The following is a 15870-nucleotide window of genomic DNA, read 5'->3' as shown; positions in this document are numbered from 1 at the left end:
GTTCGTTTTATTTGTGAGTCGTGCTGCCCCATGTGTGGACGTTATGCCCTGTTTCGCTGGAACCGCGATTTCGCGAGCCTGCCAGGTTTTCCTGCCGATCAGCAGGCGCAGTGGAACATTTCACCCAACGATTCGGTGTTGATGCTGCGCGCCGAACCCGACGGCCAGCGCACCCTGGCCCGTGCCCGTTGGGGGCTGACACCGCCGTGGCTGACCGACCTGTCACGCACGCCGGCCCACGCCCGGGCTGAAACCGTCGCCGAACAACCGATGTTTCGCGAAGCCCTGCGCCTGCGCCGCTGTCTGCTGCCGGCCAACGGTTTCTACGAATGGCGCGGCAACGTGCGCAAGCGGCCGTACTGGTTGACGCCGGGGGAGGGGGCTTCGCTGTTTTTTGCGGCGATCTGGGAAGCGTACCCGGTGCAGGAACAGGTGTGGCTGAGCACCGCGGTGATTACCCAGCCGGCGGCCAGTCAGCGCCGGCCGTTGATTCTTGACGAGGCGGGGCAGGCAGCATGGCTCGACCCGGCAACACCGTTGCATGTTCTGCAAGGCCTGCTCGCCAGCGAACCCGCCGCCTTGCGCGAGCGGGTGCTGGCGAATCTGGTCAATGATCCGAAACTCAACGGGCCGGAGTGCCTGACTCCGGCCTGATCGGTCAGACCTTGAACTGATTGATCAACCGCCGCTGCTGCTCCGCCAGTTTGGTCAGATCGGCACTCGCCGAGCTCGATTCATCGGCACCACCCGCCACCTCATTCGCCACCTGACCGATATTGATCACGTTGCGATTGATGTCGTCGGCCACCGCGCTCTGTTCCTCGGCGGCGCTGGCGATCTGGGTGTTCATGTCGTTGATTACCGACACCGCCTGGGTAATGGTCTCCAGCGCTTCGGCTGCCTTCGCCGCGTGCTGCACGCTTTCGTCGGTGCGGTTCTGGCTGTCTTCCATGACCCGCACCACATCGCGGGTGCCCTGTTGCAGTTGCTGGATCATGCTCTGGATTTCTTCGGTGGCCTTCTGGGTCTTCTGCGCCAGGTTGCGCACCTCGTCAGCCACTACCGCGAAACCGCGTCCTTGTTCACCAGCACGGGCCGCTTCGATCGCCGCGTTGAGGGCCAGCAGGTTGGTCTGCTCGGCGATGCCGCGAATGGCAATGAGGATCGCGTTGATGTTCTCGCTGTCCTTGGCCAGCGTCTGCACCACGTCCACGGCCTTGCCGATTTCCACGGCCAGCACGCCAATCGAATTGGAAGTGTCGCGCACGATCTGCATGCCCTGACTGGCCGCCTGATCGGCATGGCTGGCCGCTTGCGCTGCCTGGGTCGCGTTGCGCGCCACGTCTTGCGCGGTGGCGGTCATTTCCTGCACGGCGGTGGCGACCTGATCGATTTCGGCCATCTGCTTCTGAATGCCGATATTGGTACGGATCGCGATGTCCGCCGTGTGCTCCGAGGAATCGCTGACGCTCTGCACCGACGACACCACCTGCGTGATCATCCCCTGCAATTTGGCGAGGAAGGTATTGAAGCCTTTGGCAATTGAACCGAGTTCGTCATTGCGGTCACTGCTCAAGCGACGGGTCAGGTCGCCTTCGCCCTGAGCGATGTCATCAAGCATGGTCACCATTTGTTTGAGCGGACGGGCGATGCCGTGGCCCACCAGCCAGATCACCAGCAGGCCGAGGCCGGCGATGATCAGGCCGACCATGGCCATGCCGAAGGTGTCGGATTTGCGCTGGGCGTCGAGGTCGCCTTGGAGCTTTTGCAGGTCGGCCATCACCGCGTCGAGCGGCAGTTGCAGCATCAGTGTCCAGCGCGCGTCGGTCTGGCCGATGCCGAACGGCAGGTACAACTCGATCCGGCCTTGCTCTTTATTGACGGTGTACGTCACTTCGCCGCGTTTGAGATTGGCCATGTTGGCAATCTGCTGGGCGTCGAGGATGTCGCTGACCTTCTCGCCGAATTTGCTCGGGTCCTTGGTGTAGGCGACGATCCGGCCGTTGCCGCCGATCAGGGCCATTTGCCCGGCGCCGCTGTACAGCTTCTGGTTGGCGCCCAGGAGCATTTCCTGGATGAAGTTCACCGACAGGTCGGCGCCGACGATGCCCTGGAACGTGCCGTTGAGCATGATCGGCTCAATAAAGGAGGCGAGCATGACGATCTTGTCGCCGACCTTGTACGGGGCGGGATCGATCACGCAGGATTTCTTGGTTTCTTTCGAGCACAGGTAGTACTCGCTGGCGCGCACGCCGGTGGACAGGACTTTCTGGTCGTCGACGTCCACCAGTTTGTCCAGGCCCAGGGTGCCGTCGTCATTGCGGAACCACCACGGCAGGAAACGCCCGTTGGCGGCGTCGATGCCGACCACGCTGGTGCCGACGTAGGCCGAATCGTTGTGGTCGAGTGCGTTCTTTTCCCAACCGATGTAGGTGCCGAGAATCTTCGGGTTCTTCTCGACGTTTTCCTTGATCAGGCTGATCAGTTGCTCACGGCTGACGGTCAGTCGCGGCTGGCCGTCGGCGCCCGGCGTGCCGAGCAGGGCGTTGACGCGTACCAGCCCGCCGGCAATCAACAGCGGCGCTTCCAGTTCGCGCTGGATCTGGCTGACCTGGGTCTGTGCCAGCGACGTCAGGCGCTGTTCGATGACTTGCTCGAACTGGGCCTGGGTCCGTTGCTGGACCATCTCCTGGGTGCGGGCACCGGAGAACAGCGCATACAGCACCAGCGCGGCGACTACGCTGAGTACGATGGCGCCGGCCAGGGCCGCCACGGAAAACTGGATCGACTTGAACTTCATGGGAGCTCCGCACGCGAGAGGACGTCTGCGCTGCTGTATCGGCAGCCACTATTGCGCCATGAGGCAAGGTGCGTGGAATTGGAGCCGGATGTCGCAAATGGATCAGTGCGCGACGCAGTTGCAGAGGGCCCGGCGGTGGATGTGAATTTTTTCCTACAATGCTGGCGGGCGACTTCTGAAAGTGCGTGCAACACGTCCGTTGTATCTGGCGTCGATACAATTACCCGCCTAGGATACGCGGCAGGTTTTCAGGGAGCTTTTGAATGAACAAGACATTGGTTGTAAGTGCACTGAGCGCAGCGCTGTTGCTGGCCGGCTGTCAGTCGGTCAACACCACCAGCGGCGGTGCCGTGGGCGTGGAACGCAAGCAGTACATGTTCAGCATGCTGTCCTCGCAAGAGGTCGACCAGATGTATGCCCAGTCCTATCAGAAGACCGTGGGCGAAGCGTCCAGCAAAGGCGTGCTGGACAAGACCAGCAACGATGCCAAGCGCGTTCAGGCGATTGCCAACCGCTTGATCGCCCAGGCGCCGAACTTCCGTCCGGACGCGGCGCAATGGAAGTGGGAGGTGAACCTGATCAAGAGCGACGAGCTCAACGCCAACTGTGGCCCTGGCGGCAAGATCATTTTCTACACCGGGCTGATCGACAGCCTGAAACTCACCGACGATGAAATCGCCGCGGTTATGGGCCATGAAATCGCCCATGCCCTGCGCGAGCACGGTCGTGAAGCAATGTCCAAGGCCTATGGCATCGAAATGGCCAAGCAGGGCGCGGGTGCGTTGCTCGGCCTGGGTCAGGACAGTCTGGCGCTGGCCGACACCGTGGCCAACTACGGCATGACGCTGCCCAACAGCCGCGCCAACGAGAACGAGGCCGACCTGATTGGTCTGGAGCTGGCTGCGCGTGCGGGTTACAACCCGAACGCAGCGATCACCCTCTGGAACAAGATGAGCAAGGCTTCTGAAGGCGCCCCGCCAGAGTTCATGAGCACTCACCCGTCTTCCAGCAGTCGCACGGCTGCCTTGCAGGCGGCGATTCCGAAGGTCATGCCGCTTTACGAGAAAGCGCCCAAGTCCTGAATCAATGGTCGCTCCCACACCGAGTGTGGGAGCGACTGGCCGAAATCAAACCCAGCCGCTGCTCTGCATCGCCTTGTACACCGCAACGATCGCCAGGATCAGGAACGCCGAGGCGGCCAGTCGACGGATCAGGGTCAGCGGCAGTTTCTCCGCCGCAAAATTACCCGCCAGTACCACTGGCACATTGGCGATCAACATGCCCGCCGTCGTACCGATGATCACCAGCCACAGTTCCGGGTACTGCGCTGCCAGCATCACGGTGGCGATCTGGGTCTTGTCACCGATTTCCGCGAGGAAGAACGCAATCAGCGTGGTCAGGAATGGCCCGAACTTGCGGGCGGTGCTGGCTTCATCGTCGTCCATCTTGTCCGGGACCAGTGTCCACAGAGCGGTGGCGGCAAAGCTCGCGGCAAGAATCCAGTGAAGGACGGAATCGGAGAAGAAACTGCCGAACCAGGCGCCGACCGCACCGGCTGCCGCGTGGTTGGCCAGGGTCGCAGCCACGATACCGGCGATGATCGGCCAGGGTTTGCGGAAGCGAGCGGCGAGAATCAGCGCGAGCAATTGCGTCTTGTCGCCGATTTCGGCCAAGGCAACGATTGCGGTGGGAACGAGTAACGAGTCCAGCATCAGGATTTCCTAAGGGGCGGGTCGACACGGCTATGACACGTACAGCCTTCCCGCCCCGGGTAAGGTGTGCGTGTCATAGGTCTTGTCAAACCCTGCGATCCGTCTGCTGCGGACGCTTGGGTCGCATACGCCATGATCTGAGGATCAAGTATGTTGACGTATGCCGGACGAGCTTGGCGCTCGTGGGAGACTACTCCCCTAGGACGGAGCGGATTCTGCCTAGGCAGAATCCATTCGGCAAGTGCTAATTTTCAGCCGCGCTTGGCCCGGTAAATCCGGAATCCGTTGCCTTCTGCCTTGATCGCGCAGACCCCGAGATGCTCTTCGATCAGTGGTTGATACTTCAGGAAGCTGTTGGCGACCAGCCGAAGTTCGCCGCCGTTTTTCAGATGTTTGGCCGCTTTTCGCAGCAAGTTTTCGGTGGCGAAATAATCGGTGTGCACGCCGACATGGAACGGCGGATTGCTCAGAATCGCGTTCAAACCCATTGGTGCGGCGTCGATCCCGTCACCGGTCAGCACCTCGGCTTCCAGACCGTTGGCGGCCAACGTCAGGCGACTGCTGGCGGCAGCGAATGCGTCGACGTCGAGCAACGTGACCTGATTGTGCGGATAGCGACGTTTGACCGCCGCACCGAGCACGCCAGCACCGCAACCGAAATCCAGCAGATGGCCGCTCGGCAGTTTGTCCAGATGTTCCAGCAGCAGGGCGCTGCCGCGATCCAGTCGGCCGTGGCTGAACACGCCCGGCAGGCTGATGACTTTCAATGGGCCTTCGGCCAGAGGCAGTTCGTAGGTCTGCGCCAGGCTTTCCAGCGGCTTGGCTTCCGGGGCGTTGGCCACGGTCACTTGCCACAGCTGGCAATGGCGCGCGCTGTCGAGCTTGCGCGGCTTGCCGAACGGGTTGAGCTGTTTGGAGGCGCCTTCGATACCGCTGCGTTTTTCCCCGACCAGATACACCTCACGCCCGGCCAGGCGCGCAGCCACGGCATTGAGGATGTAATCGGTCAGGTCCTTGGCCTTGGGCAGGAACACCACGGCGGTGTCGAACGAGCGGTCCGGCACGTTCACGCCAAAATGGCTACGCCCTTCGAAACGCGCATCGAGTGCGGCCTGATCGCCGGCGTGCCAGCACCAGCCAAACGCATCGGGCAGCCGCCCCAGCAGATCATCGGCAGGCAAACCGGCCAGCAACACCGAACCCTGGAATGACTCGGCCTGACGAAGCAGTACTTCACTGCGCGGATCCATAACTGCTCCTGTGAAAAAAAGTGCCGCAGTTTATCAACTGACGACCCGCAGCGCCTTACCGCTGTAGAACGCCTGGGTGTTTTCGACCAGTTGGCCGACGATACGCTGCCGCGCTTCGCGGCTGCCCCAGGCGTTGTGCGGGGTGACGATCAGGCGCGGGATGTCGGCGGCCAGTAGCGGATTGCCATTGGTCGGTGGTTCGACGCTCAACACATCGGTGGCCGCGCCGCCCAGATGACCGCTGCGCAGGGCATCGGCCAGTGCTTGCTCGTCGATCAGCCCGCCACGGGCGGTGTTGACCACAAAGGCGCCGGGTTTCATGGACGCCAGTTCGCGGGCGCCGATGAAGTGCCGGGTGTGCTCGTTGAGCGGGCAGTGCAGGGTAAGGGCGTCGATCTGCGGCAGCAGTTCTTCCAGCGGCAGACGATCCGGACGAGCCGGGCGCCCCGGAATCTGCCCCAGCAACACGCGCATGCCGAAGGCTTCGGCCAGACGCGCGACCGCGCCGCCGAGTTCGCCATGACCCAGCAAGCCGAGGGTTTTGCCTTCCAGTTCGACAATCGGGTAATCCAGCAGGCAGAACTGTTTCGCCTGCTGCCAGCGGCCTTCACCGACGGCTTTCTGATAATCGGCCAGGCGTGTGGCGAGGTTGAGCAGCAGCATGATCGTGTGTTGCGCCACCGATGGCGTGCCGTAACCCTGGCAGTTGCATACGGTGATGCCGTGGGCACGGGCGGCGGCCAGATCGACGTTGTTGGTGCCGGTGGCGGTGATCAGGATCAGCTTCAACTGTGGGTTGGCGGCCATGGCGGCGGCGTCGATCAGGATCTTGTTGCTGATCGCCACGGTCGCCCCTTGCAGGCGTTCGCTCACCTGCCCAGGCAACGTCTGGGCGAACAGTTGCAGATCGCTGAAACAGTCACGCAAAGGACTCAGATCGAGATCGCCAAGATCCAGCGACGGGTGATCGAGGAATACGGCGCGGTGGGCGTTCGTCATCAACTGTACCTGTTGTGCTTTGAAGGGAAGGCGTAATCTGCCGAGCCTACCAGATGAAACAACTCGTTACGCTTGGCCGAAAGGAGCCCCCATGTACTGGACCGAATTCTTGACCGTTGCCCTGATCCACCTGTTGGCCGTCGCCAGCCCCGGTCCTGATTTCGCCGTAGTGGTGCGCGAAAGCGTGACCCATGGTCGACGCGCCGGGACCTGGACCGCGTTGGGCGTGGGCACGGCGATTTTCCTGCACGTCGGTTATTCGCTGCTGGGGATCGGCCTGATCGTTTCCCAATCGATCGTGTTGTTCAACGCCTTGAAATGGGCGGCCGCCGCCTACCTGCTGTACATCGGCTTCAAGGCCCTGCGCGCGCAACCGGCGAAAACCGTGACCGATGATCTGCACAAAGAGGCCGGCGAGCGCACCGCCCGTGGCGCCTTCACTTCGGGTTTCGTGACCAATGGCCTGAACCCGAAAGCCACGCTGTTCTTCCTGTCACTGTTCACCGTGGTGATCAACCCGCACACCCCGCTGACTGTGCAGGCCGGTTACGGCATTTACCTGGCCGTTGCGACTGCCACCTGGTTCTGCCTGGTGGCCATGCTGTTCAGCCAGCAGCGTGTGCGCGCCGGTTTCGCCCGCATGGGCCACTGGTTCGACCGCACCATGGGCGCCGTGCTGATCGCCATCGGCGTGAAACTCGCGTTCACCGAGATGCATTGATCCTTCTGCGGTGTCACCTGGCTCGGCAAATGCTGGCGCAAAGCTAGCATTTGTACGGCTCTGCAAATCATTCCTTTGGCTGATTTGGCTGACGTATAACGGTTCTAGAGTACGAAACTCCAAAGCCAACACCGTGCAGTCAGAAAAGGGATTCTTATGTTGCAGACTCGCGTTATTCCGCCCGCCGAAGGGGCGTACCAGTATCCACTGCTGATCAAACGGCTGCTGATGTCGGGCGCCCGTTACGAGAAAACCCGCGAGATCATCTACCGTGACCAGTTGCGCTACAGCTACCCGACCCTGATCGAGCGGGTCGCGCGGCTGGCCAACGTGCTGACGGCGGCCGGGGTCAAGGCCGGTGATACCGTGGCGGTGATGGACTGGGACAGCCATCGCTACCTCGAATGCATGTTTGCAATTCCGATGATCGGTGCGGTGATCCACACCATCAACGTGCGCCTGTCACCTGAGCAGATCCTCTACACCATGAACCACGCCGAGGACCGCTTCGTGCTGGTCAACAGCGAATTCGTGGGGCTGTACCAGGCCATCGCACCGCACCTGACCACGGTGGATAAAACCCTGCTGCTGACCGATCTGCCGGAAAAGACCGCCGATCTGCCGAATCTGGTCGGCGAGTACGAGCAGCTGCTGGCAGCCGCGAGTCCACAGTACGATTTCGAGGATTTCGACGAAAACTCGGTCGCCACCACGTTCTACACCACGGGCACCACCGGCAATCCGAAAGGCGTGTACTTCACCCATCGGCAACTGGTGCTGCACACCATGGGTGTATCGACCATCATGGGCGCCATCGACAGCGTGCGGCTGCTGGGCACCAACGACGTGTACATGCCGATCACCCCGATGTTCCACGTGCATGCGTGGGGCCTGCCATACGTGGCGACGATGCTGGGGCTCAAGCAGGTCTACCCGGGACGTTATGACCCGGAGTTTCTGGTCGAGTTGTGGCGCAAGGAAAAGGTCACGTTCTCCCATTGCGTGCCGACCATCCTGCAGATGGTGCTCAACGCCAAGGGCGCGCAAGGCACTGATTTCGGCGGCTGGAAAATCGTCATTGGCGGCAGTGCGCTCAATCGTTCCCTGTATGAAACGGCCAAGAGCAAGGGCATTCAACTGACGGCCGCCTACGGCATGTCGGAAACCGGGCCATTGGTTTCGTGCGCGCACCTCAACGATGAGTTGATGGCGGGCAGCGAAGACGAGCGCACCACCTACCGGATCAAGGCTGGCGTGCCGGGGCCACTGGTTGAGGCGGCGATCGTCGACACCGAGGGGAATTTCCTCCCGGCCGACGGCGAAACCCAGGGCGAACTGGTGCTGCGTGCGCCATGGCTGACCGAGGGTTATTTCAACGAGCCGCAGAAGGGCGCCGAGCTGTGGTCTGGCGGCTGGTTGCACACCGGTGATGTCGCCACGCTGGACAGCATGGGCGTGATCGACATCCGCGACCGGATCAAGGACGTGATCAAGACCGGTGGCGAATGGATCTCTTCATTGGACCTCGAAGACCTGATCAGCCGCCACGTCGCGGTACGTGAAGTAGCAGTGGTGGGCATCGCCGATCCGCAGTGGGGCGAGCGTCCGTTTGCCTTGCTGGTGGTCCGCGAAGGGCATGCCATCGGGGCACGCGAGCTCAAGGAACACCTCAAGCCGTTCGTTGAACTGGGGCACTTGAGCAAGTGGGCAATCCCGAGCCAGATCGCGCTTGTTACTGAAATTCCCAAGACCAGTGTCGGCAAGCTCGACAAGAAGCGCATCCGCCTAGACATCACCGAATGGCAGGCCAACAACAGCACCTTCCTCTCGACGCTCTGAGCGTCCCCTGGCGCGCCGAAAACGGCGCGCCAGACCCACCAAGCAAGCGCTTGGCTTGTGAAATCCGAATTTTCAGCCATCCTTGCGGTGCCGACATGCGTCGGACTGGCGAAAGGACTGTTCCAGAGTGGCCGGCAGCTGCAAATCACACTTTAGAGGGATCAAGCAGTACCACCTGCTGGCTATAGTCCGCTCAAGGATTTTTAAGAACGGGGCACACGCACAAACGGGGCGATGCAACATTGAAGCGATTTCGGGAAGCCTCTGGCGCCCGGTCCTTCAGGCGTTTTTAAAAGTACTCACTGCCATAACAATAATGCACATGGAGTAGCGTCGATGACCTCAGTAAACCAGTTCTGGCGCCGGGCAAAGCTGCCTCTGGCCGTCAGTCTTGCTTCTTCGCTCGCCGGGCCCGCATTCGGCGTCAGTTTCAACGTCGGTGAAATCGAAGGCCAGTTCGACTCCTCCCTGTCGATCGGTGCCAGCTGGTCCACCCAGAGCCCGAACAAGAACCTCATCGGCGTCAACAACGGCGGTCACGGTCTGTCCCAGACTTCCGATGACGGTCATGCCAACTTCAAGAGCGGCGAAACCTTCTCGAAGATCTTCAAGGGCATCCATGACCTCGAACTGAAGTACGGCGACACCGGCGTGTTCGTCCGTGGCAAGTACTGGTACGACTTCGAACTGAAGGACGAGAGCCGCGAGTTCAAGGACATCAGCGACCACAACCGCAAGGAAGGCGCCAAGTCCGCCGGCGGTCAGATCCTCGACGCCTTCGTCTACCACAACTATTCGGTCGCCGATCAGCCAGGCTCCGTGCGTCTGGGCAAGCAGGTGGTGAGCTGGGGTGAAAGTACCTTCATCGGCGGCGGCATCAACTCGATCAACCCGATCGACGTGTCCGCGTTCCGTCGTCCGGGTGCCGAGATCAAGGAAGGCCTGATCCCGGTCAACATGTTCTACGTGTCCCAGAGCCTGACCGAAAACCTGTCGGCCGAAGCCTTCTATCAGCTTGAGTGGGACCAGACCGTCGTCGACAACTGCGGCACCTTCTTCTCCCAGCCGGACATCATTGCCGACGGCTGCGACAACAACCTGCGCGTGCTGAACAAGCGCTCGCAGATCCCGGCCATTGCTCTGGGGCCATTGGCTGCCAACGGCGTCAACGTCAACGAGGAAGGCGTTCTGGTCCAGCGCGGCGGTGATCGCGATGCACGCGACAGCGGCCAGTGGGGGGCTTCCCTCAAGTACATGTTCGAACCGCTCGACACCGAGTTCGGCGCGTACTTCATGAACTATCACAGCCGCGCACCGATCTTCAGTGCCACCGGTGCTCCGCAATCGGTCTACAACACCGCTGCGGCCTTGCCGGGTCCGTTCGCCGCGCTGGGTCCGCTGCTGGTGGCGGGTAACTCGAAGTATTTCGTCGAATACCCTGAAGACATCCGCCTGTATGGCCTGAGCTTCTCCACCACCCTGCCTACCGGTACGGCGTGGAGCGGTGAAATCAGCTACCGGCCGAACGCGCCGGTGCAACTGAACTCCACCGACATTCTGTTCGCCGGTGTGCGTCCGCTGGGCGGCGCGCTGACTAATGCTTCGCTGCTGACCGGTGTTCCGGGCCAGGACCTGCACGGTTATCGTCGCAAGGAAATCACCCAGTTCCAGACCACCCTGACGCACTTCTTCGATCAGGTCATGGGCGCCAGCCGTCTGACCCTGGTGGGCGAAGTGGGCGTGACCCATGTTGGCGGTCTGGAAAGCACGTCCGACGTCCGTTACGGCCGTGACCCGGTCTACGGACCTGGCGAGTTGCCGGCCACCGGCACGACCAACACCTGTGCCAACATCCTCAACGCCAGCACCATCAATGGTGCAGGCCCTGGCTCGCCACAGAACAACCGCAGCCGCAACTGCACCAACGGTGGCTTTACCACGGCTACTTCGTGGGGCTACCGCGGTCGTGCGATCTGGGAATACAACGACGTGTTCGCCGGTGTGAACCTCAAGCCGAACGTGGCCTGGTCCCACGACGTCAGCGGCTACTCGCCAGGTCCTGGCGGCAACTTCGAGGAAGGTCGCAAGGCCGTCAGCCTGGGCGTCGATGCCGAATACCAGAACACCTACACCGCGAGCCTGGCCTACACCAACTTCTTCGACGGCAAGTACACCACCGTGGATGACCGCGACTTCGTGGCGCTCAGCTTCGGCGTGAACTTCTAAGCACTGCATTTTCAGGACGAACGAATTTATGAAAATAACAAAGAGTCTGTTCCACGCCGGTGTTTTGGGCCTGTCGCTGCTGGCGACCGGTGTCATGGCGGCAGTGCCTGCCGCCGAAGCGGACAAGCTGGGCAAGAGCCTGACCCCGATGGGCGCCGAAATGGCCGGTAACGCCGACGGTTCGATCCCGGCCTGGAAACCGATGCCGAAAAATGCCGGCACTGTCGACAGCAAGGGTTTCCTGTCCGATCCGTACGCCAGTGAAAAACCGCTGTTCACCATCACCAAGCAGAACGTCGATCAGTACAAGGCCAAGCTCGCACCGGGTCAGTACGCGATGTTCCAGCGTTACCCTGACACCTTCAAGATGCCGGTCTATCCGTCCCATCGCGGTGCCACCGTGCCGGATGCGGTGTTCGCCGCCATCAAGAAGAACGCCACCACCACGACCCTGGTGTCGGGTGGCAACGGCCTGGAAAACTTCGATACCGCCGTGCCGTTCCCGATTCCGAAAACCGGCGTGGAAGTCATCTGGAACCACATCACCCGCTATCGCGGCGGCAGCGTGACCCGTCTGGTGACCCAGGCCACTCCGCAACCGAACGGCTCGTTCAGCCTGGTGTACTTCCAGGATCAGTTCGTGTTCCGCGACCGGATGAAGGATTACGATCCTGCGAACCCGGGCAACATCCTGTTCTACTTCAAGCAGAAAGTGACCGCGCCGGCACGTCTGGCCGGTGGTGTACTGCTGGTACACGAAACCCTCGACCAGGTGAAGGAGCCGCGTTCGGCGTGGGTCTACAACGCCGGTCAGCGTCGTGTACGTCGCGCACCGCAAGTGTCTTATGACGGCCCGGGTACCGCGGCAGACGGCCTGCGTACTTCCGACAACCTGGACATGTTCAACGGCGCACCGGATCGCTACGACTGGAAATTGGTCGGCAAACAAGAGATGTACATCGCCTCCGACAGCTACAAGCTTGACGATCCGAAGCTGAAGTACGCCGACATCATCAAGGCCGGGCACATCAACCAGGATCTGGCGCGTTATGAACTGCGTCGCGTCTGGCACGTGACCGCGACCCTGAAGGAAGGTCAGCGTCACATCTACGCCAAGCGTGACTTCTTCATCGACGAAGACACCTGGCAAGCGGCCGTGATCGATCACTACGACGGTCGCAACCAACTGTGGCGCGTGGCGGAAGCTCACGCTCAGGACTACTACAACGTGGAAGTGCCGTGGTACACCCTGGAAACGCTCTACGATCTGCAGTCCGGTCGTTATCTGGCACTGGGCATGAAGAACGAAGAAAGCCGGGCTTATGACTTTGGCTTCACCGCCACCATCAGCGACTTCTCGCCGGCCGCGCTGCGCCAGGACGGTATTCGCTAAGCTGCTGTAAACCGAGGCCGCATCCTCGTGAAAACGCCCCGACCGGTTCGGGGCGTTTTTTTGCCTGTCGCTTTTTCCGTAGCCTTTTTGTAGCCATTTGTAGCAACGACCTTCATAACCGCTTCGTTTAAGGCTAGTCTGCGGACATCTGCTACGCCGCCAACAGCCATACAAACAAGAGCCGGCCATGACTGATCTCTCCCCACTTCCGGGCCCCGCAAGCGTTGCCGTCGCGGCATTGGACGGACGTTTTTTCCGTCCGCCGTTACCCGATGGCTACGTGCTGCGACCCCGTTTGTGCGAGCGCCTGAGTGCGGGGCTCGGAGGGCGCTTGTTGCTGGTCAGCGCTCCGGCCGGGTTCGGCAAGAGCTCGCTCGCGGTAGAGTTTTGCCAAAGTCTGCCGGCACACTGGCAAAGTCTGTGGCTAGGTCTGAGCCCCCGGGACAACGATCCGGGGCGGTTTCTCGAGCGTCTGCTCGAAGGCCTGCAGGATTACTTTCCGCAATTGGGCAGCCGGGCACTGGGGCTGCTCAAAATGCGTCAACGTCATCAGCCATTTGCGTTCGAGGAATGGCTCGACGGGCTGCTGGATGAATTGGCGCTGCATCTGCAAACGACGGCTCCGCTGTTGTTGGTACTGGATGATTACCACTTGGCTCAAGGGCCGGTGCTCGACCGTTGCCTGCAATTTTTCCTCAATCATTTACCGGATGGCCTGGTGGTCATGGTCACCAGCCGGCAGCGCCCGGACTGGCACCTGGCTCGCCTGCGACTGTCGCGCCAGCTGCTGGAACTGCACGAACAGGATTTGCGCCTGACCCACGACGAAGCGGCGGCCCTGCTTGATCGACACAGCAGTTCGTTGCGTGGTGAAGCGCTGGAAAACCTGATCCTGCGTAGTGAAGGCTGGGTGGCCGGACTGCGATTCTGGTTGCTGGCCCAGTCCGAAGCCGAGAGTGATTCAGTGCTGCCACACGCGCTGAACGGCGGAGAAGGGCTGATTCGCGATTATCTGCTGGAGGAGGTCATCGATTGCCTGCCTGCCGAGGTTCAGGCGTTTCTGTTCGAAACCGCATCCCAGGAGCGTTTTTGCAGTGAGCTGTGTGATGCCGTACGAGAGGCACATGACAGCGCCGAAATCCTCAGGTTTCTGCTGGCGCATCAGGTATTCCTGGTGCCGCTGGACGAACATGGCCACTGGTATCGCTATCACCATCTGTTCTCTGATCTGTTGCGCAGTCGGGCGGTCGCCCAGGCGATGGTGCCGACCGCGACGCTGCATCTGCGTGCCTGCCGCTGGTTCAATGCGCAGGGCTTGCTCGACGAAGCGGTGGAGCAGGCGTTACGCGCCGGTCATCTAGATGTGGCGGCTAACCTGGTGCAGAACCTTTCCGAAGAACAGCTGCTGGCCGAACAGAACGTCGGCATGTTGCTGCGCTGGAAAATGGACTTGCCCGACAGCCTGCTGATAAGCACCCCCCGCTTGATCGTGTTGTACAGCTGGGCGCTGGGACTGGCCTGTCAGCTCGATGCGGCGGAAGAACTCGTCAGCCATCTGAGCCGGTTTCTGCCGGCACCTTCGGCCACAGCGCAAAAGTCCATGCTCGCGCAATGGCTGGCGCTGAGCGGGATCATCGCGCGCGGGCGCGGTCAGCGCGAACTGACGCTGACCTACTGCGGCGAGGCGCTTGAGAGTCTGCCGGCCAAACGTTACGGCCAGCGGCTGATGTGCCTGTCGACCTTGTCCAATCTGGCGATTGCCGATGGTGATCTTTGGCGCGCCCGCAGGTTGAATCGCGAATCGCTGGAGCTGGCGCAGAGGGTTGGCAATCCCTTGTTCGAAGCACTCGCGCATTACGATCGCGCCCGTGTGTTGCAGGCCCGTGGCGAAATTCTGCGTGCTCTGGAGGAGGTCCATGAGGGCCTCGGGCGCTTGCGTGGCCTCTCGGCTCAGCGGTTGTACGCAGTGCGTGCCAGACTGACGCTTTATGAAGGTTTCCTGCTGGCAATGCGTTTGCAGCCTCAGGCGGCCAAGGTGCGATTGCAGGCGGGGTTGGGTGAAGCACGAGCCTGCCGCGACATCAGCGTATTGATCGGTCACTGCGTGATCGCGCGGCTGGACGGTGCGAGCGGCGAATTCGCCAAAGCCTTCGCTGAACTCGCCGAAGCCGAACGTCTGATGCACATCTGGGATGTTCCGCCGATCTACTACCTGGCGATGATTACCCTGGTCAAATGTGAACTTTGGCTGGCCCAGGGCCGCACCGATCTGGCGGAAGCCTGGCTGGTGCGCCTCGGCCAGACCTACACCGGTGACCGTGCCGCCGCACCGCCTGAGTTTCATCCTCAGTTGCCCTTGCATGTCGAACTGCAGCAGGCGCTGCTCGATGTGACACAAGGCAAGCTGATGCTCGCCGAAGGGCGGTTGAGCGTCTTGCACGAGAACGGCCAGCAAACCGGTCGCCAGTTGCTCAGCGTGATGGCGTTGACGCAGAAGGTCGCGCTGCTACTGGTGGCGGGGCGCGAACCGGAGGCGCGCAAGACGTTGAGTCTGGCGCTGGAAGCTGCGGCGGGTGGTGTGTTGCAGCCGTTCGATGGTTTGGTGAAAGAACACTCGGACTGGTTACGTGGACAGTTGCAGGCATCACCGACGCTGGCCGGACCGCAATTGTTGGAGCACCTTCCGGTGACGGCGCTCCGCGTGACCGTGGAGTGTGGAGCCACTGAGCAGCTCAGCAGTCGCGAACTGGCGGTACTGCGCCTGATCGCCCAAGGTTGCTCGAATCAGGAAATCAGTGAGCAGTTATTCATCTCGTTGCACACGGTGAAAACTCACGCCAGCCACATCAACAGCAAGTTGGGGGTGGGGCGGCGAACGCAAGCGGTGGCGCGGGCAAAGTCGCTGGGTGTTTTGAGTTGATGCCAGGCAT

11 protein-coding genes, 1 pseudogene and 1 riboswitch are annotated in these 15870 nt (G+C 61.4%); of the genes and pseudogenes, 7 read left to right on the top strand and 5 right to left on the bottom strand.

What is annotated here, in order from left to right:
• The first annotated feature begins 30 nt into the window (after positions 1-30).
• Positions 31-654: an SOS response-associated peptidase gene (locus tag IHQ43_RS24265; protein ID WP_192562373.1), complete on the top strand. Its 624-nt coding sequence runs from the start codon at positions 31-33 to the stop codon at positions 652-654.
• 4 nt (positions 655-658) lie between these two features.
• Here the strand turns inward: IHQ43_RS24265 and IHQ43_RS29900 are convergent, their stop codons facing one another.
• On the bottom strand, positions 659-1402 hold the full coding sequence (locus IHQ43_RS29900) for a methyl-accepting chemotaxis protein (RefSeq protein ID WP_371857322.1): 744 nt from the start codon (positions 1400-1402) through the stop codon (positions 659-661).
• A gap of 114 nt (positions 1403-1516) precedes the next feature.
• Positions 1517-1711: pseudogene (locus tag IHQ43_RS29895) on the bottom strand (HAMP domain-containing protein); the annotation flags it as partial.
• Between the two features lie 1352 nt (positions 1712-3063).
• On the opposite strand from IHQ43_RS29895, the gene IHQ43_RS24255 reads away from it, so the two are divergent.
• Positions 3064-3882 carry a M48 family metallopeptidase gene (locus tag IHQ43_RS24255; RefSeq protein WP_192562371.1) on the top strand — a complete coding sequence of 273 codons (819 nt, stop codon included), beginning with the start codon at positions 3064-3066 and terminating at the stop codon, positions 3880-3882.
• A gap of 45 nt (positions 3883-3927) precedes the next feature.
• On the opposite strand, the gene IHQ43_RS24250 is transcribed toward IHQ43_RS24255, so the two are convergent.
• The 3 genes from IHQ43_RS24250 to IHQ43_RS24240 form a co-directional block, all read right to left on the bottom strand.
• Positions 3928-4512 (bottom strand): TMEM165/GDT1 family protein, encoded by a 585-nt coding sequence (locus IHQ43_RS24250; protein WP_007956837.1) that lies wholly within the window; start codon positions 4510-4512, stop codon positions 3928-3930.
• A gap of 87 nt (positions 4513-4599) precedes the next feature.
• A riboswitch (yybP-ykoY riboswitch) is annotated at positions 4600-4724 on the bottom strand.
• A gap of 39 nt (positions 4725-4763) precedes the next feature.
• Complete coding sequence (locus tag IHQ43_RS24245; RefSeq protein ID WP_192562370.1) at positions 4764-5762, bottom strand: class I SAM-dependent methyltransferase; 999 nt, start codon at positions 5760-5762, stop codon at positions 4764-4766.
• Positions 5763-5795: 33 nt separating this feature from the next.
• Complete coding sequence (locus IHQ43_RS24240) at positions 5796-6761, bottom strand: 2-hydroxyacid dehydrogenase (protein WP_179693775.1); 966 nt, start codon at positions 6759-6761, stop codon at positions 5796-5798.
• 91 nt (positions 6762-6852) lie between these two features.
• Here IHQ43_RS24240 and IHQ43_RS24235 point away from each other — a divergent pair, with 91 nt between their 5' ends.
• The 5 genes from IHQ43_RS24235 (at position 6853) to IHQ43_RS24215 (ending at position 15860) form a co-directional block, all read left to right on the top strand.
• Positions 6853-7482, top strand: a complete 630-nt coding sequence (locus tag IHQ43_RS24235) for a LysE family translocator (RefSeq protein WP_007956831.1) — start codon at positions 6853-6855, stop codon at positions 7480-7482.
• A 156-nt stretch (positions 7483-7638) separates the two neighbouring features.
• Positions 7639-9321, top strand: coding sequence for a fatty acid--CoA ligase (locus tag IHQ43_RS24230; RefSeq protein ID WP_192562369.1), 1683 nt, complete (start codon positions 7639-7641; stop codon positions 9319-9321).
• A 336-nt stretch (positions 9322-9657) separates the two neighbouring features.
• A complete protein-coding gene (locus IHQ43_RS24225) occupies positions 9658-11547 on the top strand; it encodes a DUF1302 domain-containing protein (protein ID WP_192562368.1) in 1890 nt (629 codons plus the stop codon).
• Between the two features lie 28 nt (positions 11548-11575).
• Positions 11576-12940 carry a DUF1329 domain-containing protein gene (locus IHQ43_RS24220; protein ID WP_192562367.1) on the top strand — a complete coding sequence of 455 codons (1365 nt, stop codon included), beginning with the start codon at positions 11576-11578 and terminating at the stop codon, positions 12938-12940.
• Between the two features lie 187 nt (positions 12941-13127).
• Positions 13128-15860: a winged helix-turn-helix domain-containing protein gene (locus IHQ43_RS24215; RefSeq protein ID WP_192562366.1), complete on the top strand. Its 2733-nt coding sequence runs from the start codon at positions 13128-13130 to the stop codon at positions 15858-15860.
• Positions 15861-15870: the final 10 nt, after the last annotated feature.

Source organism: Pseudomonas gozinkensis (assembly GCF_014863585.1).
Lineage (GTDB): Bacteria > Pseudomonadota > Gammaproteobacteria > Pseudomonadales > Pseudomonadaceae > Aquipseudomonas > Aquipseudomonas gozinkensis.
This window is presented reverse-complemented; position numbering and strand designations above follow the sequence as displayed.